Here is a 20,737-nt window from a genome sequence, read left to right as displayed (position 1 = left end):
CGAACAAACATTCACGCTCGACAAGGGCCGGCGGATCATCCGCCGGCTTGTTTGTGACAATGTCCGTTCCTCAGTCCCGCGCCCCACTTTTCCTCATCCCGCTCCGAGACCGCGCGCGTAGTATCGGACTGCCTTTTTGCCATCGTGGATGACGGCAGCGCCAACTTCATCAAAGCCGAGTTTGGCATGGAAAGCGTCAGACGCCGGGTTGGGAGGTTGCGCATTGACCTCGCAGGTAACCAGGGCGTGGCCGGAATTCGCTGCATGCGCAAACAGCTCCTCATAAAGCTGGCGGGCATGGCCGCGCCCGCGTGCCGCTTCATCAACCGCAATGCGGTCGACATAGATGAAACGCGGGTAACGTTGACAAAACCACTGGAAGTTTTGGCTGTCATAATGGGCAGATTGATCGAAGGTCATGATGAAAGCTTCGATCGAGCCGATGCGGCGCGCATAGAAGGCTTCGCCAAGCAGGGTGCTGAGGCGTTCCGGCTCCAGCCACGAGAGTTCTGCCGCGTGCCGGTTGTTCAGCGTCAGAATTGCCGCTTCATCAGCCGATGAGATGTTCTCAATCCGGGATGGTGAAGAATGCCTCATGATATGCGCGCCGCCGCGATGGTCGCCGCAACAAGCTCTTCATCGGTCACGGTGTTGCGATACTCGCGCTCTGCATCCGTGCCGCCCATCCCGACATTTGGGTTGCGATAGCTCATGGCGCTCGGCATGTCTTTGAGCGCGGCAAAATGGACTTCGGTAAGGCCGGTCATTTTGCATACCGCAGCGATGTTGGCGGGATCGAGCGCACCGCATCCAAGAATGGTAATTCGACCATCTGCCTGCTGAACCAGTTTTGCGAGCAGGCTTGCGCCTTCGATGGCGGTGTCGCGTTGCCCGCTGGTAAGAACGCGGCCAACCTTGCAGGCGATCAGGGTTTCAAGCGCTTCTGTCGGGTCTCGCGTCATGTCAAATGCCCGGTGGCAGGTGACATTGATCGGCCCCGCTGCCTCAACCAGTTCGCCCATACGTTGTGCATCGATGGTGCCATCTTCACACAGGCAGCCGACAACCGCGCCCGCTACCCCCATGTCTCGAAATGCCTCAACATCGGCGATCATGGAGCGGTATTCTGCCTCGCTATAGAGGAAGTCGCCGCCACGCGGACGCACAATGACATGGAACGGAATTTTGGCGCAGGCCAGCGCCGCACGCACCGTTCCAAGACTTGGCGTGATGCCGCCTTCAACGAGGCTGGCGCAAAGTTCGACGCGGTCCGCTCCGGCATTTTGCGCGGAGATCAGTCCGTCAATGCCTTCAACGCAAATTTCAACCAGTGTCCCGAATTTGAAATTCGTTATCTCATTCGAGGGTCGCTGTGCGGATTTCGGTTTCGATAAGGACACTGGCAAACCTATGATTCTATTTAGTCGCCCGATGCTCTAACGGCGCATGATGGGCTTTGTCGTCACTCAAGGTCGATTCTACCCGTTAGCTATGATTTTGACCGGTGTATCATTGCCTCACACGATACGGAAGAAGCAGCGGCCGGGTCACAGACTGCTGTTTATCTCAGCGCATCCGAAAAATTACTCGGGCAGCCCTTCACCGTTTCGGTAGGTGGACAGGGACGTCATCTCTTGTACGTTTCTTGCGAAATGCTACCGCGACACGCTATGCAGCACCGGACAATGTCACTTGGGTGGGCCGATTTCACGCATGAGACAAGATTTTGAGACGACAAGCGGGCCGAATTTGATGAATTTTCTCTACCCGGTTTCGAGCGCTGGTGGCACCGCCACGCGCCCGCCTGTCATTTCCATCGCCCCCATGATGGATTGGACGGACTGCCTTGTAAAGTAGGGGGGCTTTTGGGGTGTGTTGTACTATTTGTTGTACCCACTTGAATGTGGAGCGTCCTTCCATAAAGTTGACAAGCCCGCGACCATTTCTGATCGCGGGCTTGCGCAGTCTCCTACATGGTATTCCCGGCCGCGTAATTGCTTAAAGGTACGCACCGCTAATTTCTGCAAGCCGTCAAGCCTTAAGCCGCTCCAATATTGGAACATACCTTTTCTCAAAAAGCCTAGGCACATATTGTTGTGGAATCTTGAGCTCGAGTGCTATCGCGTAATCATCGATCTCGTTTGCTGCACGGCGAGCTTGGTATTCAACACGCAAATGTTCCGGACACAGAACACCCAAAGCCATCCAGAAGCAATCATACTCAGATCGCATCTGATCGCTCGGGCTAGCAGAAGCACTTGCAAACTCTTCGAGCAACTCTTCAAAACTTTCGCCAGATGCGACAGCCTGATCTTCACCGCAAAGAAGATGCATTAACTCTTTGACGATCACAAAACGCTGCCAGCACCTGTTAAGGCCGCGGGAGAGGGCGATCACGTCGCAACCATTCTGTCTTACGATCACATGATCATTATTCCGCGCAGAGAAGTAAAACCCTCTCGTGATCGCCGTATCCAAGTCGACAATGCAGACTGCGACTCTCGGTGTCCCGGTCAATTCGAGAACCTTGTCGCGTATAACATTACGGCGGATGTATATTGGCTTGTCTTGACAGAAATCAAAGAGCTGCGAGTAACTCATGTACTGACTAACACACTTAGTCGGCGTCTTCATCAAGTGGTGTGGAATTTCCACTAATGATCTGAGCTATCGCTTTGTTGATTTCTACTGCCATTTGATGCGGCGTGACGTCCCTATCGGAACCAGGGAACAGCTTGACATCAGAAGCATGCAGCTCGTCAATAGCGAAAAGCCGATGCTTGGCGACCTCCATTTGGCTATCCATGTTCATCTCCATTCCATTGTAAATGAACCACATCGATTTGCGGCCCATATTGATAAAGTATATATAGTCGTGACCGCCGCTTGACAAGGTGTCGCCTCTCATCTAATCGTCTAAAGGACGATTAGATGAGAGGTTAAATCTCGATCGAAATTGGAAATTTATTCCAACTAATAGAAATATTTTGACAAAAATTAGTTAATTTTACCTTAAGTGTCATTGGTGGCAAAAATCTCACGGTATAGATAGTTTGCTCTCGCCCAACTAGCAATGGTGTCTCGAAATGGCGCGCAATTCTCGTTCTTCTCGGTGATGAGAAAATCGGGAAATCGATCGATGGGCCGACATTATTTCAGAGGGACTGGCGCCCGCCGCCGATCTGCTGACGACGGGTTGGGCTCGTGGTTGAACTTGGCGATCCCGGCAGGAATCGAACCTGCGACCTAACGATTAGAAGTCGTTTGCTCTATCCGGCTGAGCTACGGGACCAAACTATCAAAGCGGATGGCGTGTCCGGTACGCCATAACGGCAAGCACGTCTTCCAACTGCTCGCAAAGCGCCAGCATCTCGCCAGTGGCGGTTTTCATCCGTTTGCGGTTCGAGGCTCGTTTGGCGCGTATTTCTGCGGCGGTCATGACCGTTCCCCATAAAATAGCGCCCTGTCGGCAAGCTGTGGTGCTGCGTTAATTTCCATGTCCGTGTCCGGCTCGCAGTCTGTTTCTTCTTCTCGATCGTCAGAACCGCCCCGTGTGAAGCCGCTGTAACTGGTGGGATTGCACCAGCCCAGCGCCGGTTCGAAATCGGGATCGGGTTCGGTTGCGTCGAGAAGGTCGATCAACTGCTGTATAGCTTTTTCAATCTTGTGGCGCGGCAAGCCTTCGGCGGCTGCCGCAAACGGTGTTGCGGGCATTGTGTTGTCTCCTTGCGTTCTGATGTTGAACGGTATAAAACGATGTTCAACAATCGTCAACAACAAAGTTCAACAATGTTGAACATTTCTTGGAGCGCCCATGGTTCGCCGCGACAGTAGTATAGGGATAAGGCTCACGGAGAACGTCAAAATTGCACTGGACGCGGCCGCCAAAGCCGATCGCCGATCAATATCAGCCTATGTTGAGATGCTGATTATTGCCGATCTTGAAGCTAAAGGATTCCTTCCGAAAGGCGCTGCGGATTAGACTAGAGTCTAATATTCCAACTCACCCTGCGGTTGCATATTGATCTAGATCATTTTGGGGAGTCGAGAAGTTGGCGGATATCAAAGCTGGTAGCGTGGTTGTTTTGAAGTCGGGCGGCCCGAGAATGACGGTTCGATGGGTAGAGGATAATGAAGCCTATTGCGAATGGTTCCCTACAGATAAACCAACTGGTAAAAATGGAGGCGCAAGATTTCCGCTTAGTTCTATCAATTTACTGCAAGAATAATGTTCTTAAAACGCCAACACCATAACTCACCACTAAGCCCTTGTGCCCCGCACGCGTCGCGTGTCGGTGCGTGCATCCACCATCTTGGGGATGTTCCTACCTAACTCCTGTACACTACGTTCCACACGCGCCAACGCCGTAGAGTCCGCGCCGGGAGCATTAATTGTCACAGGCATGTTTATCACCTGCCCGCCGCCGCTAGAACGTGTGGTCGGTGCTATGTTCGCCAGCGCTCTCGCAGTGGCTGCGGCTGGCGTGACTTGGCTACCGCGTGGCAAGTTTACCAACTCAGGCCCGCGCTCTCCGACAATAGACAAGCCACCCGGCGAAAAATTCGTTCCACTCGCGAATCCTGGTATCCCGAATCCGCCGAACAGACTCCCGAATACATTGTCTGTCACGGTGTTCAACAGGCGGTCAGCAACCCGCTTTAGTGAATCCGCAAGTGCATCTGCTGCTGACTTGCCGTTCATCAAATCCGACACGAAGCCATTCACAGCTTCCTTACCGATGTCGCGCAAATCGGCGGCTGCGTCTGCGGCTTTTTCTGTCGCTTCGCGCTGGCTGTAAATTGCCGTAACAAGTTGCTCGATCTCGCCGCGCTGGCTTGCTGTGGCGCTGGCACCTGCCTCGCGCAAGGCGTTTGATTTTTCGCGTTCGAGGTCAGTCGCGCCAATAAGTTTTTGTTCTTCCTTGAGCGATTCAATAACCCGAAGAACGCCTTCCGCTTCTGTGTTCGCGCTCGCCAGCGAGGCCTTGCGTGATGCCCCGCTAGAGCCGCCACTACGCGCACCACCGCCTGTTATGGGGATCACAGTCGCCTTATCGGCAGCGGCGCCGTAGCGCGCTTGTAGCGCCGAAACAAGCTTTTGATCCGCCTCGGATAGCGCCGTGTCAACCGCACCGCCCATGCGCGCATCAAGTGGCGACGCGCGGCCGGACTTACCGGTAGTTAGGACATCACCAGGTTGGCCGGCAAGTGACCCGGCCAACGACCCGACGTCAGCCGCAGCCTTCCGCTGTTCGAATTCGTTATATTTTGCGAGCAGGCCGTCCATAGCATCGGCTGCGGTCAGGATCGCAGCCTTGGAATTTACCGTGAAGTTGCGCCACAGGATGGCAAATCGATCGTCGAGTTCTTCGGCCTTCCGGAGTAGCTTTTCATCGATAACACCACCGGCTTTCTCGGTAGCTTTGGCCATGTCATCGAGCGCTTCCTTGCCGCCCTTGAGCGCCGTGACCATGTCCGCGCCACCGCGCCCGAACGCCTCTTGAGCTAAGATAGCCCGCTCTTGCTCTGTGGCGGCGTTCTTGACCAAGTCCGCATAATCGCGAAGCAAATCGTTCGACGAACGAATGTTACCGCCGGCATCCCGCAGCGCAACGCCGTTGGCCTTAAGTATGTCGGCCAGCCGTCCGCCTTTTGTCGCGGCGTCGCCCATGCGCCGGGTGAATTGGTCCATGTTGTCTTCAAAAGCGGTGGCATCAATGCCTGCCAACTGCATACCAAAACTAAGCTGTTGGAAAGCCTTGGTGGTCAAACCAACGCGGTCGGCGGCTTTGGCCAAACTGGACGCTTCACCAATCGTGTCCAGCGTCTTGGAAAACAGCGCCATTGGTGCCAGCGCAGTAATCATTCCGGCGCTGATTCCGAGTCCAAAACTCTTGATGCCGGAGCTGATTTTTCCAAATTGCGCGTTGACGCGCGACGTCATGGTCGCGCTGCGCTTTTCGATATCGCGGAACGAATCCGACGAAACTTTCTTCGCCCGCGCCATGCCTTTTTCCAGCTTATCGACACGCGCGATGACATCGATTGCGAGCGATTTTGATTGGTCGTTTGCCATTGTTTTCCTTAAAAGAATAACGCATCTTCGGACGCTGTTTCGTACATCGACGCACCGCTGGCGCCTGCCATAGCCCGACCGCAAGCCATGATGCTTGCCACCGCTGGATCTATGCGGTCAGCAGCTTTTGCCTTGTTTGGACGTCTATTGCCGGACTGGTCGCTCATCATCACCACGTTGCCAATTGCCCACCGCAACAGCGGGTTGCCGTCGTGGACAATTGCGCGAGTGAGCATCAGGGATTCGAAGTCATCAACCGGCTTGGCGAAATTTGCCAGCGTCTGCGGAAATGCCGCAACCGGAATGCCGTCCGCCTCAAGATTTTCCATGATCTCGCGGGCCAGATATTGGTCGAAGGCCACTTCCTGCACGTCCAATAGGTCGGCCATATGTCGGATGTGGTCCTCGATAACCAGCCGATCAACAATGTCGCCGGGACAATCCGTCAGAAACCCTTGATCGCGCCATAGCGGATACGGTGCGGAGTCGTTGTCTGCTCGCCGTCTGATGCCTTCATCCGGCGCAAACGATTGGACGTGAAGGACATACCGCTGTACGCCATCGACGTCATCAAGCTCGATGCATGCCGCAACGGCGGCAAGGTCGGTGCGCTTTGCAAGATCGACTGCCAGCCATGCCCGACGCCCGCGCATGCTTTCCAAATCAACCGATCCGGTACACTCGTCCCATATGGACAAGTCCCATTCGGGATTAGCAGCACCGTCTTGCCAGATATTCAGGTGGAGTTGCTGGAACATTGCCCGATCGGCAGGCCGGTGTTCCGCTTCCCGCACCATTTGGCGCAGGCCGTCGATATCAGGATAAGGCGGGCTGCAACTTAGACCAGGATTGACGCGGTGCCATACCGCCTCATCGCGCCAGTCATCGTCCTTGTCAGCTTCGAAAAGGATGGGCAGAAATGCATCGTCGACAATGGCGCCGGACGCCACCTGCCGCGCATATGAATACATGTCGTAGGCGATGTTTTCTCGACCTACACCTGCCGTTGTCGTAACGACTAGCAGCGAGCCGGGCGTCTTCACAAGGCCGGTCTTGATGGCGTCCCACAGGTCGCGCTTTTTCCATGCATGAAGTTCGTCGACCAACGCAAAGACAGGCGTGCGCCCGTGTGCGGTCGCGGCATCGGCGGACATAGCCCGATAAAACGCGCCAGACTTTCCGTGCGTTATACGGTTCTTCGTATCCTGAATCTGGAATGCTTCTGCGGTACGTGGATGCGCCCGAATGATCCCAACCATCTCTTCCAGCGCGATACGCGCCTGGTCGCGGTCGACTGCGGATGACACAACCTGCGAACGGCCAATGCGATCCGGGCCGAGGTGGAGCATCGCGAGCGCCGCGCCTAGCGTAGTTTTTCTGTTGCCGCGCGGGATTAGCGCAAAGACGGTTTTGATTTTCCTCGTGCCGTCCGGGCGTGTGTCGCCGTACACGCGCCGAATAAGACGCTCCTGCCAACGATCAAGCTGAAATGCTCGTCCGGCAAGCCCCGATTTAGGGTGTCGTAAAGCCCGGATAAATCGGACGGCACGTTCGCCCTTGCCTTGCGGATCTGGGATTTCCGATTCATCAAATAACCATGCGTTTGGATCAGATATCCCCGAGGTCGTCGTCTTCGTCATTGCCAACAGCGCCGCCTTTGTTCTTGGTCCGGCTGGCCGGTGTTAAGCCAAGCTCGCCGGCAAGGCGGGCAAGGGTGGCGTGATATTCCTTGAGCAGCGTGGTTTCGGGCCGCCGCTTCGTCTCGCCTGTAGGTGAAACCATCGTCAATCCGTTCAACGAAATGGCCGCCTCGCAGTCGACAATGTGCGCCACGACGCGACAATAAGCTTCAACGAGCGGAAGTTCGTGATCGGCAATCTTGCGCTGTGCCACAAGCACCCCCAACACCTTGCGCCACTCGCGAGCGGCCCGTGTTGGCATTGCGGTGGGTACGGATGGCACGCGGCTCAACGCCCCATCCAGCGCGGTTACAGCGGCTTTCCTTCCCCGGCTCATTCGCCTATCCTTCTGGTGCGCAGTTCCAACCCGCGACGCCGGCCGATCTCCTTGATCTCGACAAGGTTGTGAATCTCGCCATCGTATGAAATTCGATGGGCAAGCGTAACGCCGTCGATAAAGCGCGTGCGAAATACGATTGCAGTCTCGCCGCTCGCACCATATGCACGTTGGAATTCTTCAGTCGAAGCTTCAATGAGCTGCGCTCGAAGCGTAGCAAAATCAGTCCACGTTTCAGTTGGAATTCCGTATTCATCCGGCGGGCCATCGCCCCATACTTGGATGATGATCGTGCGATCGAGTTTACCAGCGCGCATCATACGACTCCCGCTAAGGTGTCTTCAGCCAACAACTTGATCGACACGACACCGTGTGAATGCACACCGTCCGGATCTCGTAGGTAAATCGCATCTTGAAAATAAGCGTCAAGCGCGAAACCATCGACAACGTCCGACTTGTCGCGAACCGCGCGCCTGATCTCTCCGACAATTCCCTTGCAAGCCGCGAAGCCGTTTTCAGTCGTCCAGACATGCAGAGTGGCGTAGACGTCGCCAGCCGACACGCATCCCGCATCATCAGCCACGAATTGGGCCTCACCGATAATGAGGCATGGAAAAGTTTCGGGCCTAGAATTGCGGTCGAAGATCGACGCGGCTGGCACCAGCACTGTTAGCGCATCACGTGCAATGAACAGCGCGCGCAAGAATTTTTGCGCTGCTAAAGTTGCTTCAGTCATTTTTTGAAAACCTCTTTCGCTGCCTTGCCGATTGCCCGATCAACGCGCCGGCGCACGCGCTTTTTGAGCGTGTTGACTGACGGCCAGAACCACGGTTGTGAGTTTGCCGATCGTGTGCCGCTGCCACCGTGAAGCGTGCCGTATTCCTGATAAAGCGCGACTGGATCGTCGCTGCCAACTCGCACCGCAAGCTCAGAAAGCTGTGTCTTCTTGATGCTGCGCTTGAGTTCGCCGGAATCCTCCGGGGCGAGATATTGCATCCGCGCCAGAAGCTCATCTGCGCCCTTGTCGATCGACTTTCGGATGGCCTTCCGCGCCTCTTTGGGAATGGCATCGAACGCTCTCATCACGCTGGCCAAATCATCGCGGGCCATCAGAAACTATAGTTCCGGCGCTCGCGCACCAGATCCCAAACGCCGAGCGGCAAATCCGCGGCCGAGATTCCGATTACCGTAGCCTCCCGGTTCTCGTAAAAATGAGCCGCCAGCATCTTGATGGCGCCAACCAGATCGGCCGGCACTGTGTCGGGAAAATCATCGTCCACAGTGTCTGGAAATTCGGTAGCAAAATCGAAGCCCAGCAGGCGCGCCAGATGCGCTTCGGCGGTATCGATTTTTGATTGGATCAGTGCATCGTCGACCGAGTCGGTGATGCCAAGTTCGGTTTTCATGACGGTCAGGTCAACGATTGACATAGGTTTAAAATCCTATTTAGAGAGAAATGCGAAAAGTGGGGCGCGGGTGGTCAGGACGTAGGGGCGTAAAGTTGAAAACCCGCCCCGGTAGGTGCATGGTGGACGTCCGATCGGAGGGCTGAATGGCTAAAGGGTTCTGGGAGGACAAATTCCCGCAGTACGTTGAAGCTGTGTTTCAGTTCGTGCCGGGGATTGAACTCAAAGGCGATGACGAAGATTTCCGCGTCTATCAAGCTACCCGCGTAGTTAAGGGGCATGCAGCATGCCGTTTGCATGCAGAAGATGTTAAGGAGATGACCCAACCAACGCACGGCGAGGAGATAAATATACAAGTACTATATTCTCTTGCTGGAGACAGCGATGAAATCAAATGTACGGTATCTTTCTCAGATTATTCAGGTCGTGATAACAAGGCTCATATCCAAATTGTCGTCCGTGATTATAATGCTGACTTGCTCAAATACATGCCTAGTGGGGATGACCTGTTCTTCAAAGATATAAAGGTGAGTTGTCATATAGACACCGAGGAAAATGGAATGGTGTCGTTTTATACACTGCGTTATGAGCACCAATTTAAAACCAAGTCATGGCTGCAAAGGCTGCTGCATCCTTAGTGTCCCCAATTAGCCGACTGGTCGCGCGCCGTTCGTCTTGAATGACACGGGTGACACATCGAGCGAAGATTAGACTCCACTAATCTAAGATGCGGTGCATCCCTCACGCTCTGAATGTGATCAACGTGGGTCGCCTTGCCGCCGCATGAAATGCACGTCGGATGATGGTGCAGGAATCGGAAGCGCAGCTTTGACCACGCGGCATCATAGCCTCGGCTGGCCGCGCTCCCCCGCTTGGCATCATTGGTCTTTTGCTGTTCCACTTTGCGCTTGACCTGGCAGGTGCACTTGGTGCCTTTTGGTACGCTGAAGCCACACGGGCAGATGATGTTCATGAATACTCCCTGTGCGAACGGCCCGCCCGAAGGCGAGCCGTTCATGACCCTTTGCCGGAAGGAGTACCGGTGGTATCTGGACCTTCAAAAATTGAGCGCTGAAAACGATTGGCGGGGCGCATTTTTGATATCGTTATTGAGCAGGCCCGTTAGACGCACATCGTGCATCGTTGCCCTCTTATGTCTGCCCGCCTATTCTTTAGCTGACGGGTTTGTCCGCAGCGTGGCCGAGCACCGCAATAGCGCCGGCTGCAATAGAAGTGCCACTGTTCTTTGTGAGAACGACGCGGATGTATCGCTTGTTGCCAGTGTAGCCAGCCTTGGCCGTAGAGTCCGCCGCAAGCGATGCAGGGTAAGCGCCAGTCTGGTCGCCAGCAGCAACGTCGCCAAAGTCGCCATCCGTGGTCGTGTCGCTTTCCTGAAGCTTTGCAGTGAAGTCACCGGATGACGCAATTGCGCCGGAATTGACGACGATCGCCGCGCTGTTGAAGCCGGCCGTGTCGATCGCCAGGCCCTTAATGGTAGCGGTTTGAACTGCTGGCGAGAGCGCAAGAACAGCGTCGATGTTGTGAGAAATGTCTCGCATTATGTATTATTCCTTATGAAATGAGTGGGGCGGTCCTAGCGACCGCCCGTTTGTTGATTAGGAAGCAGCAATCTTCAGTTTGCGGAAGGCTTCGGCTTGCGTATTTGCACCGCCAACGCGGCGTCTGGCATGGAAGCGCACCTTGCCGGTCGTCGCCAGGCTATATGGATCCCGAAGGATCGACATCGCAACGCGATCATAGATCTCGATAGCGAGTGAAATCGCCGAAGATGATAGGGAATTTACCCGCCGCAATGTCGGGCATGTCCGGTGCCTCGACAATGGGACGACCGAGCAGCGTTGCAGGTTCGCCAGCCTGGATACCCGGCTGCCATATGTACTGCTTGTCTGTATCCTTCAGCTTTCGCAGAGCCGCGATTGTCGCACCATTCGCCATCCAGACGCCAGTTGCCCGGTACGCCGGCTTGAGAGCGTACATCAAGCTGATCAATCCGTCAGCGGTGCCATCCGCATCCGCAATAACCGAAGTCGAACCTGACACAGTAAATGGGATGTTTGCGTTGTTCATGAAGCCTGTTGGCTTCTTTACGCCGTCACCATTGACGAAGGCCGTGGCTTCGAGTCTGCCGAATTCTTCGGCAAGATCCATTGCGACCTCGCTTTCTACGTTGATGGCCGCATCTTCCAGAAGTTGAAGCGAAACATCTACGTAACACGCAGCCTCATTGACCGGAATTTCAATCTGGCCATATGCAGATTCAGTCGAAGAGCGATCTTCGGTTTCACCAACCCAGGAGGCAGTTGGCGTGCCAGTGCGCTTTGGCAAAATTACAGAGCCAGACGCAGTGCTACCGACGCGTGCCGCCTGACGGACCGGGCTGAACTGGACGATGTTCTTGATGACTTCGGCCTGAAATTCGGCTGGTGCAAGATATCCACCGCGGGTGTCGTCGGAAACGACCAGCGCCTTGGCTTCCTCGCCTGGCATGCGTTCTGGGCCATACTTGAGGAAAGACGTGAATGCCTTCTGCTCAGGGCTGGCATCGCTTTTGTCGGTAACAACGGCCGGCCGGTTCAGCTTGGTTTCAACAGCGTCAAGACGTTCAACGAGCTTGCCGTTGTCGGTGGCCTTGGTTTCGATGGCTTTGAGGCGGTCGTCAACGCTGGTCTGCAAGTCTTCCAGAGCCTTGGTGACAATCGAATCGAGTTCGTCTTCACCCTTGATTTCAAGGGCGGTGTTCAAATTTTTCATATAAAGGATATCCTAGTTTTTAAGTGCGGAATGCCGAGGCAGTCCTGGTGATAGCCGCCGCAATGGAAAGTGCGCGCACGGCGGATTTCGCGGATGTAACCATCGCGCCTGGATGCATGGGGATCGCCACAAGCGAAGCCTCCAGCAATTCGAGATTGGTGATTGTGCGCCCGCCGCCTTTTCGCGGCATGGCCTTCTTGGTGATGAATCCGATGGACAAGCCGCGCACAGCGCCAGCCTTGACCAATGACCGGACTTCGTCGGCACGCTTGACCTCACCGACAAGCAGCTTTCCTTTGAGCCTCAGGCCGTCCGGAGCTTCGGTTGCCTCCGTCCACGCGCCGACCGGGTCGTTCTGATCATGACCGAAGAGCATCGGTAACGGCAACGGCACATTGGCAAAGGCGCCTTTCTCGATCACGTCGCCGACGCGGTCGGGCGTTGCGAATGGCCACGCCAAGCCTTCGATCTCGCCACTATCTCCAGCCGCGAATTTCGTTTCAATGAACAGATGCTCCATTATGCGGCCTCCGATTCGTCGCTGGTCTGATCGTCAGCATCGCGGCCGACGATGGCAGCAGACATGACGGCAAGGGCCAGCGCGGAATGTTCAGCGAGTGGCGATTTTTCGAAGTATCGCTTTACCAATTTGTGCGCGTCTGATGGAGACATGCCGCCTCCAATCAGTCCGAGCCGCAGGACTTCGCGGATATCGTCAACCCGCCATTCTCCCGCGTAGAGACGGCGAAAAGTGACGAACGGTCCTTCTTTGGTTTTCTCCTGAAGCTCTATAATTTGTTCGAATCCATTCGCATGGATATCGAAGCGATGCGTGCCGTCGCCAAAGAACTCGTCCACGTGTGTCGCCGTGTCGGTCATGCTGCCCCCTTCTTGTTTGCGTTGTCGTTGGCTGGTGTGCCGGGTGTTATGGCTGGATTTGCGTAGGTTTCTCCGCCCGCATAAGCGGGCATACCGAGCCAATCGCGCGCTTCGTTTGGATTGAGCACGCGCGCTGTGATAAGCGTCGAAACGGCCGTTGCTCGTGCGGTTATGTCGGCCTGCGTAAAGTCATCTAGATCAAAGCAGAACCGATACTCGCCGCGCTCTTCTTCGGTAAGCAAAGCGCGATTGAAAGATGATTCAAGCGCACGCAACCAAGGCAGCAGAGTAAACGTCAAGTATTCTTTAGCTGCTTGCTCGGACGTTGACCATGTTGCGCGATCGAGTTTTCCAATCATGTGTTGCGGGATTGAAAATGCTCTTGCAATCTCGGCCAACTGGAAATTTCTGTTTTCCAGATACTGCGCATCTGTGGAATTTAACGTCATCTGCTGCCATGTCGCGCCCTCCCACAAAATCGCAACTTTGCCTGCGTTGTCGGCGCCTGCGTGCGCGGCCTGCCATCCTGCTTTCATTTTTTTCAGTGCTTCGTCACCCAGTTTGCTGGGGTGCTGTATAACGCCGCCAGGCTTTGCGCCCTGAGTCCAGAGACGAGCGGCGTATCTTTCCATGATATTTGCAACGCCTATTGCTTCCGCACATTGCGTCAACGGACACTTGGAGAAAGCACCACGAAGGTGGATGACGTCGCTGGCTTGGATTATTTTGCCCGCTAGCCGATAGGTCGGTTCGCCGGAGCCGTTTGAAGCGAACTGAACGTCGATCGTGCCACCGTCGTAACGTATAATCTCGGCTGGCCTATCTCCGATCTTGTTTACCCATGCCATGCCGCCGCGGTCGTGCGTCAATGCCTGAGCAACGAGATCACGGATTAATTCGTAGCCTGATGTCCACGGGTTCGCCTGCCCGGTCAGCAGCTTTAGCGCCGGATGATCGAGCACATCGACCTCGACGTCGCCGACTTTTCGCTTGACCGCTAACGACATACAAGCCGCGCTTTCCGCGATCACGCTGACGGCGTTTCGGACCGCCGGAACCGTCAGCGCGACGCTTGTCGATACCGCCGCAGTACCGGCCACTGAGGCGCCGAGGATGGCGAGCAGTTCTTCGTTCGGTGCGGACAGAGATTTTGTTTCGACGGGCGCGGCTGGCTTGCTAAACGGCCACATCACGACGACTCCGTTGCATACGCCTTGCGGCAATCGTCGACGTGCCTCTCAAAGAGATCGCGTATCGGAACCGTCAGTGCAGGTCCGTCCGTTTTCAGGGCATCGGTAATCTCAAAATTCGTTACGCCGGCCGCAGTTTTTACGATAAGATAGCTGTGCATCGGCGGGCCGTCGTCTGTGTCGCTGGCGATGCCGCCCGCGGTATGCATTGCAGTCTGGACAGGCACGCCGAACGCTGCCAGCACCATCACCAACCGATAGAAATAGCCGTCACGGCCTGATAGCCACAACCTGCCGTTCTGTTTCTCGCCAGTGTATTCACTTAGTGGATTTCGTGCGAGCCAGGTACGCAAGGCGTCCTCGGACGATCCGATCATTTCCGCGGTTTCCGCCACGCCATAGCACGGCAGCCGCCAGAAGTTTGGCGTGGTCATATCTATTTCCTTTGTTTGCTGATTGCTGTTTGGTGTTTGCCGAATTGTCGGCAGGTTAAAAAAATGGCGCCACTGGCGCTGGGTGTCAAACGACGTTTATTCTTCTCATAACAAAGGTCCTGCGAGCCGTTTGAGGTATACCTCGCTATGAGTTATTCTTCTCATAACTTAGGTTTCTGAAACCGTTTGATGCATGCATCATGATGCTAATTGATCGCGCTTGATATCTCCAAGTGCACCCTTCTATATTAAAGGGTTGCGAGATTGGAAAAATTATACCCTGTCTCATAATACTGTGGGTTCAAACGCAAAAAGGTATACCTGCTGTCATAATACTGTGTGTTCAAACGCAAAAAGCGCAACTATTCTCAATATACTCCGGACAGAAACGCAAAAAGGGACGCTATTCAGCATTTTTTTGCACCCCGTCCATCGCAATCGCGAATGGAAGGCGTTGAGGTAGGTTCTCTACCCCTCACCTACCTTCACCATGAAAAGTGCATTTTCTGCAATTTATGCAGCAGATTTTCTTTGCGCCCCGTCCTCAATGCACGTCTCGAATACCGCTTGCGGAACGTTGGCAACGCGGATGGCTTGGACTTGCTGGTGCTTGGACATGCCAGCCGCGGTGGCTGCGACCTGTCTTCCCAATTGGGTATTGGCGCCCATACTTATCTCTGGCTTCGGACCCGGCTTCGCCGCCTCAATCTGTTTCAGCAATTCACCCGCGCGCCGGGTAGCGCGGGCGCGGATGCGTTGGCCGTCACCCCACCCGTCGCACCGCTTGAACAGTGTGCGGCCACAGCGTTCCGTCATCGTCTGGTGACATGACGACGAAGCAATCCGAAGCGCCGAACGCCTCCGCGTGGATTCCAACTACTTCGCACGGGAGCCATTCGGACCGGCCGTCCCTGTGTTTTACTTCGTATTCGCCTGCGAATGGCGTGATCGCGATTGTGTTCACGGAATGTTACATCCTGTAATAAATGGAATATAGCTATATACCCCCATCATTCCATTCATTCTCATCATTCTTCCTTTAGTGGGTAGTAAGAATGAACAGAATGTATGGAATGTACGGGGTACACTAGGACTATGATTTTGGTGGAATACGGTACGTGCCGTATGCGAGTTTCTCCAACTCGCCGGCCGCTACCATTTTGGGTACTAGGTGCCGGACGGAATCGACCTTCGCGCCTGTAGCCTTGGCAATCTCTGTAGGCGACATTGGCAGGTTCGCCTCATCCATCGCTTCCAGTATCTGCTTGCGCTGCCCCGACCGCTTGACTTCATCGACGTCACCAAGCGCTGACCACACGCCATTGTCGAAGCGGAGAGCTTTTTCTATTTCTTCAATGTCTCGACCGCGCCCGTATAACTTCGGACCGTCTTGATCTCTATTCAGCACCATGATGGTATCGGCGGCGCCGGTCAGTCCGTTGGTGCCGCTGATCATCTCAAGCGGGTCAGTCGCTTCCATTTTCCGAACATGCGTCACCACGACGACAGCAATCCTGTGCTCGCCTGCGTACTTTTGCAGTGGAGATAAGGCTGCGTAATCGGCGTCATAAGAATCCTGATTTCTGCCTTTCGGCGGGCGAACCATCGCGAGCGTGTCGATGACAATAAGCCGCGGATTTGCCGCAGCGGTTCGCCAACTTTCCAGCAACTCAATCAGGCCGGCACCGATGCGTGGCGCGTTGTTTAGAAAGGACAATCGCGACATGTCCGGGGCAGTTCGAAGCGGCGGTAGGACGGTGTTTAATCGGTCCTGCAAGCGCCGCTGGTTGTCTTCAAGCGCAAGGTAAAACGCGTCGCCTTGGTCGACATGCTCGCCAAGGAAAACGCCTCCCGTGGCCACAGCAACGCAGCCGCCAAGCGCGAGCCAGCTTTTGCCGCCCGCCGAGGATTGTCAATCCTTCCGCGACGTATCCCGGAAGGATGTACTGGACAGGCGGGAATTCCATGCCAAGCAACGCCTGTGCATTGAAAATGCCATTGTCATTGGCGGCGGTTGGTGTTGCAGGCTTTGGTATACTCGATGGCTTTAGGTAACTGTGTTTGATTGGCTTGTCCCTGCCGTCATCGAAGGTCACGAATACTTTTTCGCCATCAACACCTGCCACCGTTCCTGATTTCCAGATCCCGTGCTCAACGCGGTCGCCGATTGCGAATAGCGATTTAGCGGCTGGCATGGGCTACCGCCTCCACGACTTGATCCGCCAAAGCAGGCGGGATGGCGACAATAGTCGCGCCTCCTATATCTGGGCCATACACGCGCGTTCCGTTCCGGGTAGAAACGAGCCGTAGCCCTCGAACAAAAATTCCGTTGTCGAAACGAACGTCGATGAACGCGCGCGTATTGCCTCCCGACCGCGCGGGCCGGTAGTTTGAAATTTCCAAAGGAAACCTCCATAAAATTGATGTTGTGTTTTTACTGCGTGAATGGCCGGTTGGTTCCGGGCGTTGTTGTTGTTATGCGGATCAATCCAGTTGGAGAAAAACGTAATTTAGCCTCTTTTAGGAAAAGGAACTGGCCTCTTCGATAACAGATTCTACTGCTTCAATCGCAGTCTGGACCGCCGCAAGTTCCGCTACGAATTTATGATCGACATCGAAAGATGACATCACATAGCTGTCGATTTTCCCGCGACGGATTTGCTTCAGCCGTTCTAGAAGCTCTATATAATCACTCATGCTGCCACTCCCTTAGCACGAAAATTATCATTGGCGTGCGCATAGACCGCGGTCCGTTTTTGCGCGTTTAGCCAGCCGTGCAGGTCTGGCATGGCGTATCTCACAGCGCCCCCAACCTTCATGTAAACCGGGCCACTGCCGGTCATTCGGCTTTTATTCAACCACGAGGTCGATACCCCCAAAATTTCTGCGGCTTCTTTTGTTTTGAGCAATAGTTTTCTCCTGAATGTGACGAACATTGTTGCGGACGAATGAGAATGTCCACAAGTGCGACAAGCACTCAAAACGTCTAAGTAGCTTTCTGCCCGTTTTTTTGAAGCCGTGTCAGAAAATTATTTTCTTATTCCTGTCTCACACACTGTTTCCAGCCATTTCCAGTTTTCAAACTTATCGCCGCGCTGCTTGATCTGCGTGTAGCGCTGCAACGATGCCCATGAACGATGCCCTGATACTGCGGCGACGTGCGGTATCGAATTGCCAAGCTCGAACAGGCGGCTTACCGCCTCATGGCGCAAGTCATGAAAGTGAAGGTCTTTGATATCCAAAACCTTGCAGGCCCGTGTGAAGGCCGCGCCTATGGCATCGGTTCCGTATGGAAATATCTCCAGCTTCACCTTTGGCATGGTCTTCACGATCTGCATCGCTTCAGGCGGCAGGTCGACATAGACGTCATTTCCGGCTTTCTGGCCGGGGTGTTTCATATCGCGGACAAGGACGCGGCTGTGTTCATCATCAAGATCGACCCATGCGATGCGGGTTATCTCTTCAAGCCGCCGCGAACTGAACATGCCGAAGACAACTATCTTCGCCATAGGCGCTGAATGTGGTACGCGCACCTGCCGCTCGCAAAAATAACCGAGGATCATATCCAGTTCGGGCAGGGTAGGGCGGCGGTCCCGCTTGGTTGATTTGCTGATCTTATCATGTCTCGCAAGAACGTGCTGCGCCGCTTTCATCTCCGCATAGTCTAGCGGAATCCCCAAGCGGGCTTGGCGTCCCTGAATATCGCGGCCAGATGCGAAACGTAGTTGCCGATCGTCTGCGGCTTACGATCGCCCTTGGCCAGTTCGTCCGCGAATGCAACGATGTCGGCTGACCGGATAGAAGAGCATTCCATTGTGGCGATGGTGTAGTCCTTGATGGATCGCAGCACCTGCTCTTTGGTTCGGCCGATCGTGCGCTTCTCGGATGTGTAGCGATCTATCGCATCGGCAAGTGTGCTCTTCGGCTTCTTGAGGTCATCAAGCACGCCGGTCTTGTCCAATGCGGCTTCCCGGTATGCCGCCCATGATCGCGCCTCGCGCGCGCTGGCGAAAGTCTTAGCCTCCCTCCAAACGATCGTGCCCTTTTGCTTTTTTACGATCTGCGCCATAAAGGAGGTCTTGCCGTCCTTGCGCTTGCGTTCTGTGATGGTGCCCATTCCGGTACAACATGCCTTCTTGTTGGTACGACAATGTTGTACTGCATGTTGAAAAACCTTGCAACACGGTGCAAAACTCTGATAAAGCGTGACACAACAAGAAATGCACAAGTTATTGAATTTATATGAGAAATCAATAAAATCAACTGCTTACGTCATTTCCATCGCACCGATGATGGATTGGACGGACAGGCATTGCCGGTTCTTTCATCGCCAACTTTCGAAGCAAGCGCTTTTGTACACGGAGATGGTGGTGGCAGATGCCGTTATCCACGGCCCGCGTGAGCGGTTGCTAGGTTTTGATGCGACGCAGCATCCCGTGGCGCTTCAGCTTGGCGGGTCAGATCCCGCAAAGCTGGTCGAAGCCGCACGAATTGGCGAAACATTCGGATATGATGAAATCAATCTGAATGTTGGTTGTCCATCGGATCGTGTGCAGTCGGGGACTTTCGGTGCGTGCTTGATGAAAACGCCTGCGCTGGTATCCGAATGTGTGGCCGCGATGAAGGCGGCGGTGAAAGTTCCGGTTACCGTTAAATGCCGCATCGGTGTTGACGATCAGGATGTGGAAGCAGCATTGGACGCGCTGTCGGACGGCGTTTTTGATGCCGGTGCCGGCGCCTTGTGGGTTCACGCGCGCAAGGCTTGGCTGGAAGGGCTTTCTCCGAAGGAAAACCGCGATATACCGCCACTCGATTATGATCGCGTATATCGGCTCAAGAGTAAAAACCATAGCCGCTTCATTGGCATAAATGGAGGAATTCAAACCTTGGATGAGGCTCGTCAGCACATCGCCCATGTCGATGGGGTTATGCTTGGCCGCGCGGCCTATCATACACCGGGACGCTTGATTGGCATTGATGCGATGTTGGGTGAAATAGCGCCCGAACCTTACGATTACGCTGCGCTGATCGACGCTATGGCAGATTATGCGGCACACCATATTGAAGAGGGCGGGCGTCTCGCTCACATCACACGCCATATGGTTGGCCTGTTTCATGGGGCGCCCGGTGCACGACGATGGCGTCAAGTCCTTTCAACCGATGCAACAAAGCCGGAGGCGACACCTCAAATCCTGAAGACTGCTTTTGCTGAGGTCGATCTAAGTTGCGTGGATAAAGCTGCCTGACGATCTCAATCGTGCAAGATCATGCGGTCGCCGCGCACATCGAAGCCAGATAACGAACTCATGAAATTCATGCCGAGCAGGCTTTGCTGCAATGTTCCAGGTGCCGCAACCAACACAGGCATGTTTTTGCGCACAATGGCGCCAATCGACACTTCGTTCGTGCGAACTGCCGAGGCATTTGTCACACCGTTGGCGGTTGAAACGCGCACGGTGTAGTGCAGCGTATCGGGATTGAATCCCGCAGTGCGCGCGTCTTCGGCGGTCAACACCGTTGTTGTCGCGCCGGTATCGACCACAGTCTGAATTGATGTGCCATTGACCAGAATACGGGCCGCGAAGTGTCCATTACTCCCCTTGTCCAGCGTCACCGTTGCACGGCCATCCTCGGTTCCCAACGCCAGCGGACTGCCGGGAATAAGGCCAGCACTGACGCGATTTGCAACATCTTGCAATTCATATCGATATTGATAGCCGGCAATCAGCGCCACCACGATGAGCGTCCATGTCGCGAAGCTGCGCGCCATATCGCCCATCCGCTGGCCCGAACGCAAAAGGCCAGCACCGATCACCACGGCAAATAGACCGAACCAGACAAGCTCCACGAAGTCGTTATTGGCAATTCCCAATGTTTGGCCGGATGAATCATTCAGCATCAGCAGGATCGATGCAACACCGATGATACCGAGAATTATCCAAAGCATCCGGTTCATGTGGATCA

At 54.7% G+C, this 20,737-nt stretch carries 31 protein-coding genes and 1 tRNA gene; 4 read left to right on the top strand and 28 right to left on the bottom strand.

Translation table 11 applies throughout. The features are described from left to right. Positions 1–93 precede the first annotated feature (93 nt). The 7 genes from AC0L7S_RS18770 to AC0L7S_RS18740 form a co-directional block, all read right to left on the bottom strand. A complete protein-coding gene (locus AC0L7S_RS18770) occupies positions 94–597 on the bottom strand; it encodes a GNAT family N-acetyltransferase (protein WP_473472383.1) in 504 nt (167 codons plus the stop codon). Beyond that, positions 594–1,355, bottom strand: coding sequence for a copper homeostasis protein CutC (locus AC0L7S_RS18765; RefSeq protein WP_473474365.1), 762 nt, complete (start codon positions 1,353–1,355; stop codon positions 594–596). Before AC0L7S_RS18765 ends, AC0L7S_RS18770 begins: the two co-directional genes overlap by 4 nt. A gap of 676 nt (positions 1,356–2,031) precedes the next feature. Then, on the bottom strand, positions 2,032–2,634 hold the full coding sequence (locus tag AC0L7S_RS18760; protein WP_473472382.1) for a hypothetical protein: 603 nt from the start codon (positions 2,632–2,634) through the stop codon (positions 2,032–2,034). Next, positions 2,618–2,908 carry a hypothetical protein gene (locus AC0L7S_RS18755; RefSeq protein ID WP_473472381.1) on the bottom strand — a complete coding sequence of 97 codons (291 nt, stop codon included), beginning with the start codon at positions 2,906–2,908 and terminating at the stop codon, positions 2,618–2,620. The genes AC0L7S_RS18760 and AC0L7S_RS18755 overlap by 17 nt, the downstream gene beginning before the upstream one ends. Positions 2,909–3,215: 307 nt before the next feature. Next, a tRNA-Arg gene (locus AC0L7S_RS18750) sits at positions 3,216–3,292 on the bottom strand. A gap of 6 nt (positions 3,293–3,298) precedes the next feature. Further along, the gene (locus AC0L7S_RS18745) at positions 3,299–3,439 is read right to left on the bottom strand and encodes a hypothetical protein (RefSeq protein WP_473472380.1); all 141 of its coding nucleotides are present in this window, start codon (positions 3,437–3,439) and stop codon (positions 3,299–3,301) included. Further along, positions 3,436–3,714 carry a hypothetical protein gene (locus AC0L7S_RS18740; protein ID WP_473472379.1) on the bottom strand — a complete coding sequence of 93 codons (279 nt, stop codon included), beginning with the start codon at positions 3,712–3,714 and terminating at the stop codon, positions 3,436–3,438. The genes AC0L7S_RS18745 and AC0L7S_RS18740 overlap by 4 nt, the downstream gene beginning before the upstream one ends. A gap of 100 nt (positions 3,715–3,814) precedes the next feature. On the opposite strand from AC0L7S_RS18740, the gene AC0L7S_RS18735 reads away from it, so the two are divergent. Beyond that, positions 3,815–3,982, top strand: coding sequence for a hypothetical protein (locus AC0L7S_RS18735; protein ID WP_473472378.1), 168 nt, complete (start codon positions 3,815–3,817; stop codon positions 3,980–3,982). A 70-nt stretch (positions 3,983–4,052) separates the two neighbouring features. Beyond that, on the top strand, positions 4,053–4,229 hold the full coding sequence (locus AC0L7S_RS18730; RefSeq protein ID WP_473472377.1) for a DUF2158 domain-containing protein: 177 nt from the start codon (positions 4,053–4,055) through the stop codon (positions 4,227–4,229). Positions 4,230–4,261: 32 nt separating this feature from the next. Here AC0L7S_RS18730 and AC0L7S_RS18725 read toward each other — a convergent pair whose 3' ends face one another. Genes AC0L7S_RS18725 through AC0L7S_RS18695 form a run of 7 tightly spaced genes read right to left on the bottom strand, consistent with a single transcriptional unit; the run spans position 4,262 to position 9,522 of the window. Next, entirely contained in the window at positions 4,262–6,076 is a 1,815-nt protein-coding gene (locus tag AC0L7S_RS18725) for a hypothetical protein (protein WP_473472376.1), read from the bottom strand. Positions 6,077–6,084: 8 nt separating this feature from the next. After that, a complete protein-coding gene (locus tag AC0L7S_RS18720) occupies positions 6,085–7,716 on the bottom strand; it encodes a terminase large subunit (protein ID WP_473472375.1) in 1,632 nt (543 codons plus the stop codon). Beyond that, positions 7,685–8,092 carry a phage terminase small subunit P27 family gene (locus AC0L7S_RS18715; RefSeq protein ID WP_473472374.1) on the bottom strand — a complete coding sequence of 136 codons (408 nt, stop codon included), beginning with the start codon at positions 8,090–8,092 and terminating at the stop codon, positions 7,685–7,687. Before AC0L7S_RS18715 ends, AC0L7S_RS18720 begins: the two co-directional genes overlap by 32 nt. After that, positions 8,089–8,409, bottom strand: coding sequence for a phage head closure protein (locus AC0L7S_RS18710; protein WP_473472373.1), 321 nt, complete (start codon positions 8,407–8,409; stop codon positions 8,089–8,091). The genes AC0L7S_RS18715 and AC0L7S_RS18710 overlap by 4 nt, the downstream gene beginning before the upstream one ends. Beyond that, positions 8,409–8,828: a DUF3168 domain-containing protein gene (locus AC0L7S_RS18705; protein WP_473472371.1), complete on the bottom strand. Its 420-nt coding sequence runs from the start codon at positions 8,826–8,828 to the stop codon at positions 8,409–8,411. The genes AC0L7S_RS18710 and AC0L7S_RS18705 overlap by 1 nt, the downstream gene beginning before the upstream one ends. Beyond that, positions 8,825–9,202 (bottom strand): HK97-gp10 family putative phage morphogenesis protein, encoded by a 378-nt coding sequence (locus tag AC0L7S_RS18700; RefSeq protein WP_473472370.1) that lies wholly within the window; start codon positions 9,200–9,202, stop codon positions 8,825–8,827. The genes AC0L7S_RS18705 and AC0L7S_RS18700 overlap by 4 nt, the downstream gene beginning before the upstream one ends. Beyond that, the gene (locus tag AC0L7S_RS18695; protein WP_473472369.1) at positions 9,202–9,522 is read right to left on the bottom strand and encodes a head-tail connector protein; all 321 of its coding nucleotides are present in this window, start codon (positions 9,520–9,522) and stop codon (positions 9,202–9,204) included. The genes AC0L7S_RS18700 and AC0L7S_RS18695 overlap by 1 nt, the downstream gene beginning before the upstream one ends. Positions 9,523–9,644: 122 nt before the next feature. On the opposite strand from AC0L7S_RS18695, the gene AC0L7S_RS18690 reads away from it, so the two are divergent. Continuing rightward, complete coding sequence (locus AC0L7S_RS18690) at positions 9,645–10,136, top strand: hypothetical protein (protein WP_473472368.1); 492 nt, start codon at positions 9,645–9,647, stop codon at positions 10,134–10,136. Here the strand turns inward: AC0L7S_RS18690 and AC0L7S_RS18685 are convergent. The 13 genes from AC0L7S_RS18685 to AC0L7S_RS18625 all read right to left on the bottom strand — a co-directional run bounded on the left by AC0L7S_RS18685 (position 10,133) and on the right by AC0L7S_RS18625 (position 18,890). Next, positions 10,133–10,471, bottom strand: coding sequence for an HNH endonuclease (locus tag AC0L7S_RS18685; protein WP_473474364.1), 339 nt, complete (start codon positions 10,469–10,471; stop codon positions 10,133–10,135). The genes AC0L7S_RS18690 and AC0L7S_RS18685 overlap by 4 nt on opposite strands. Before the next feature lie 199 nt (positions 10,472–10,670). After that, positions 10,671–11,057: a hypothetical protein gene (locus tag AC0L7S_RS18680; protein WP_473472367.1), complete on the bottom strand. Its 387-nt coding sequence runs from the start codon at positions 11,055–11,057 to the stop codon at positions 10,671–10,673. A 57-nt stretch (positions 11,058–11,114) separates the two neighbouring features. Then, positions 11,115–11,243: a phage major capsid protein gene (locus AC0L7S_RS18675; RefSeq protein ID WP_473472366.1), complete on the bottom strand. Its 129-nt coding sequence runs from the start codon at positions 11,241–11,243 to the stop codon at positions 11,115–11,117. Positions 11,244–11,253: 10 nt separating this feature from the next. Next, positions 11,254–12,270 (bottom strand): phage major capsid protein, encoded by a 1,017-nt coding sequence (locus AC0L7S_RS18670; protein WP_473472365.1) that lies wholly within the window; start codon positions 12,268–12,270, stop codon positions 11,254–11,256. Between the two features lie 19 nt (positions 12,271–12,289). Further along, positions 12,290–12,790 carry an HK97 family phage prohead protease gene (locus AC0L7S_RS18665; protein WP_473472364.1) on the bottom strand — a complete coding sequence of 167 codons (501 nt, stop codon included), beginning with the start codon at positions 12,788–12,790 and terminating at the stop codon, positions 12,290–12,292. Beyond that, complete coding sequence (locus tag AC0L7S_RS18660) at positions 12,790–13,149, bottom strand: gene transfer agent family protein (protein ID WP_473472363.1); 360 nt, start codon at positions 13,147–13,149, stop codon at positions 12,790–12,792. Before AC0L7S_RS18660 ends, AC0L7S_RS18665 begins: the two co-directional genes overlap by 1 nt. Continuing rightward, positions 13,146–14,339, bottom strand: a complete 1,194-nt coding sequence (locus AC0L7S_RS18655; RefSeq protein WP_473472362.1) for a phage portal protein — start codon at positions 14,337–14,339, stop codon at positions 13,146–13,148. The genes AC0L7S_RS18660 and AC0L7S_RS18655 overlap by 4 nt, the downstream gene beginning before the upstream one ends. Continuing rightward, a complete protein-coding gene (locus AC0L7S_RS18650; RefSeq protein ID WP_473472361.1) occupies positions 14,339–14,773 on the bottom strand; it encodes a hypothetical protein in 435 nt (144 codons plus the stop codon). The genes AC0L7S_RS18655 and AC0L7S_RS18650 overlap by 1 nt, the downstream gene beginning before the upstream one ends. 1,093 nt (positions 14,774–15,866) lie before the next feature. Continuing rightward, entirely contained in the window at positions 15,867–16,634 is a 768-nt protein-coding gene (locus AC0L7S_RS18645; RefSeq protein WP_473472360.1) for an AAA family ATPase, read from the bottom strand. Positions 16,635–17,293: 659 nt separating this feature from the next. Next, a complete protein-coding gene (locus AC0L7S_RS18640) occupies positions 17,294–17,470 on the bottom strand; it encodes a hypothetical protein (RefSeq protein ID WP_473472359.1) in 177 nt (58 codons plus the stop codon). After that, complete coding sequence (locus AC0L7S_RS18635; RefSeq protein ID WP_473472358.1) at positions 17,467–17,682, bottom strand: helix-turn-helix transcriptional regulator; 216 nt, start codon at positions 17,680–17,682, stop codon at positions 17,467–17,469. Before AC0L7S_RS18635 ends, AC0L7S_RS18640 begins: the two co-directional genes overlap by 4 nt. Positions 17,683–17,802: 120 nt before the next feature. Beyond that, positions 17,803–18,453: a site-specific integrase gene (locus AC0L7S_RS18630; RefSeq protein ID WP_473472357.1), complete on the bottom strand. Its 651-nt coding sequence runs from the start codon at positions 18,451–18,453 to the stop codon at positions 17,803–17,805. Further along, entirely contained in the window at positions 18,438–18,890 is a 453-nt protein-coding gene (locus AC0L7S_RS18625) for a hypothetical protein (RefSeq protein WP_473472356.1), read from the bottom strand. The genes AC0L7S_RS18630 and AC0L7S_RS18625 overlap by 16 nt, the downstream gene beginning before the upstream one ends. Before the next feature lie 103 nt (positions 18,891–18,993). On the opposite strand from AC0L7S_RS18625, the gene dusA reads away from it, so the two are divergent. Next, on the top strand, positions 18,994–20,019 hold the full coding sequence (gene dusA, locus AC0L7S_RS18620; RefSeq protein ID WP_473472355.1) for a tRNA dihydrouridine(20/20a) synthase DusA: 1,026 nt from the start codon (positions 18,994–18,996) through the stop codon (positions 20,017–20,019). A gap of 5 nt (positions 20,020–20,024) precedes the next feature. On the opposite strand, the gene AC0L7S_RS18615 is transcribed toward dusA, so the two are convergent. Continuing rightward, complete coding sequence (locus AC0L7S_RS18615) at positions 20,025–20,729, bottom strand: TIGR02281 family clan AA aspartic protease (protein WP_473472354.1); 705 nt, start codon at positions 20,727–20,729, stop codon at positions 20,025–20,027. Positions 20,730–20,737 lie beyond the last annotated feature (8 nt).

It is taken from the genome of Mesorhizobium sp. G2-6-1 (assembly GCF_055809095.1).
This window is presented reverse-complemented; position numbering and strand designations above follow the sequence as displayed.

Excerpts from the sequence above, each read along its gene's own strand:
- AC0L7S_RS18770 (WP_473472383.1), bottom strand. The coding sequence starts at position 597 with ATGAGGCATTCTTCACCATCCCGGATTGAGAACATCTCATCGGCTGAT.
- AC0L7S_RS18760 (WP_473472382.1), bottom strand. The coding sequence starts at position 2,634 with ATGAAGACGCCGACTAAGTGTGTTAGTCAGTACATGAGTTACTCGCAG.
- AC0L7S_RS18755 (WP_473472381.1), bottom strand. The coding sequence starts at position 2,908 with ATGAGAGGCGACACCTTGTCAAGCGGCGGTCACGACTATATATACTTT.
- AC0L7S_RS18745 (WP_473472380.1), bottom strand. The coding sequence starts at position 3,439 with ATGACCGCCGCAGAAATACGCGCCAAACGAGCCTCGAACCGCAAACGG.
- AC0L7S_RS18740 (WP_473472379.1), bottom strand. The coding sequence starts at position 3,714 with ATGCCCGCAACACCGTTTGCGGCAGCCGCCGAAGGCTTGCCGCGCCAC.
- AC0L7S_RS18735 (WP_473472378.1), top strand. The coding sequence starts at position 3,815 with ATGGTTCGCCGCGACAGTAGTATAGGGATAAGGCTCACGGAGAACGTC.
- AC0L7S_RS18725 (WP_473472376.1), bottom strand. The coding sequence starts at position 6,076 with ATGGCAAACGACCAATCAAAATCGCTCGCAATCGATGTCATCGCGCGT.
- AC0L7S_RS18720 (WP_473472375.1), bottom strand. The coding sequence starts at position 7,716 with ATGACGAAGACGACGACCTCGGGGATATCTGATCCAAACGCATGGTTA.
- AC0L7S_RS18715 (WP_473472374.1), bottom strand. The coding sequence starts at position 8,092 with ATGAGCCGGGGAAGGAAAGCCGCTGTAACCGCGCTGGATGGGGCGTTG.
- AC0L7S_RS18710 (WP_473472373.1), bottom strand. The coding sequence starts at position 8,409 with ATGCGCGCTGGTAAACTCGATCGCACGATCATCATCCAAGTATGGGGC.
- AC0L7S_RS18705 (WP_473472371.1), bottom strand. The coding sequence starts at position 8,828 with ATGACTGAAGCAACTTTAGCAGCGCAAAAATTCTTGCGCGCGCTGTTC.
- AC0L7S_RS18700 (WP_473472370.1), bottom strand. The coding sequence starts at position 9,202 with ATGGCCCGCGATGATTTGGCCAGCGTGATGAGAGCGTTCGATGCCATT.
- AC0L7S_RS18695 (WP_473472369.1), bottom strand. The coding sequence starts at position 9,522 with ATGTCAATCGTTGACCTGACCGTCATGAAAACCGAACTTGGCATCACC.
- AC0L7S_RS18690 (WP_473472368.1), top strand. The coding sequence starts at position 9,645 with ATGGCTAAAGGGTTCTGGGAGGACAAATTCCCGCAGTACGTTGAAGCT.
- AC0L7S_RS18685 (WP_473474364.1), bottom strand. The coding sequence starts at position 10,471 with ATGAACATCATCTGCCCGTGTGGCTTCAGCGTACCAAAAGGCACCAAG.
- AC0L7S_RS18680 (WP_473472367.1), bottom strand. The coding sequence starts at position 11,057 with ATGCGAGACATTTCTCACAACATCGACGCTGTTCTTGCGCTCTCGCCA.
- AC0L7S_RS18675 (WP_473472366.1), bottom strand. The coding sequence starts at position 11,243 with ATGTCGATCCTTCGGGATCCATATAGCCTGGCGACGACCGGCAAGGTG.
- AC0L7S_RS18670 (WP_473472365.1), bottom strand. The coding sequence starts at position 12,270 with ATGAAAAATTTGAACACCGCCCTTGAAATCAAGGGTGAAGACGAACTC.
- AC0L7S_RS18665 (WP_473472364.1), bottom strand. The coding sequence starts at position 12,790 with ATGGAGCATCTGTTCATTGAAACGAAATTCGCGGCTGGAGATAGTGGC.
- AC0L7S_RS18660 (WP_473472363.1), bottom strand. The coding sequence starts at position 13,149 with ATGACCGACACGGCGACACACGTGGACGAGTTCTTTGGCGACGGCACG.
- AC0L7S_RS18655 (WP_473472362.1), bottom strand. The coding sequence starts at position 14,339 with ATGTGGCCGTTTAGCAAGCCAGCCGCGCCCGTCGAAACAAAATCTCTG.
- AC0L7S_RS18650 (WP_473472361.1), bottom strand. The coding sequence starts at position 14,773 with ATGACCACGCCAAACTTCTGGCGGCTGCCGTGCTATGGCGTGGCGGAA.
- AC0L7S_RS18640 (WP_473472359.1), bottom strand. The coding sequence starts at position 17,470 with ATGAGTGATTATATAGAGCTTCTAGAACGGCTGAAGCAAATCCGTCGC.
- AC0L7S_RS18625 (WP_473472356.1), bottom strand. The coding sequence starts at position 18,890 with ATGGGCACCATCACAGAACGCAAGCGCAAGGACGGCAAGACCTCCTTT.
- dusA (WP_473472355.1), top strand. The coding sequence starts at position 18,994 with ATGCACAAGTTATTGAATTTATATGAGAAATCAATAAAATCAACTGCT.
- AC0L7S_RS18615 (WP_473472354.1), bottom strand. The coding sequence starts at position 20,729 with ATGAACCGGATGCTTTGGATAATTCTCGGTATCATCGGTGTTGCATCG.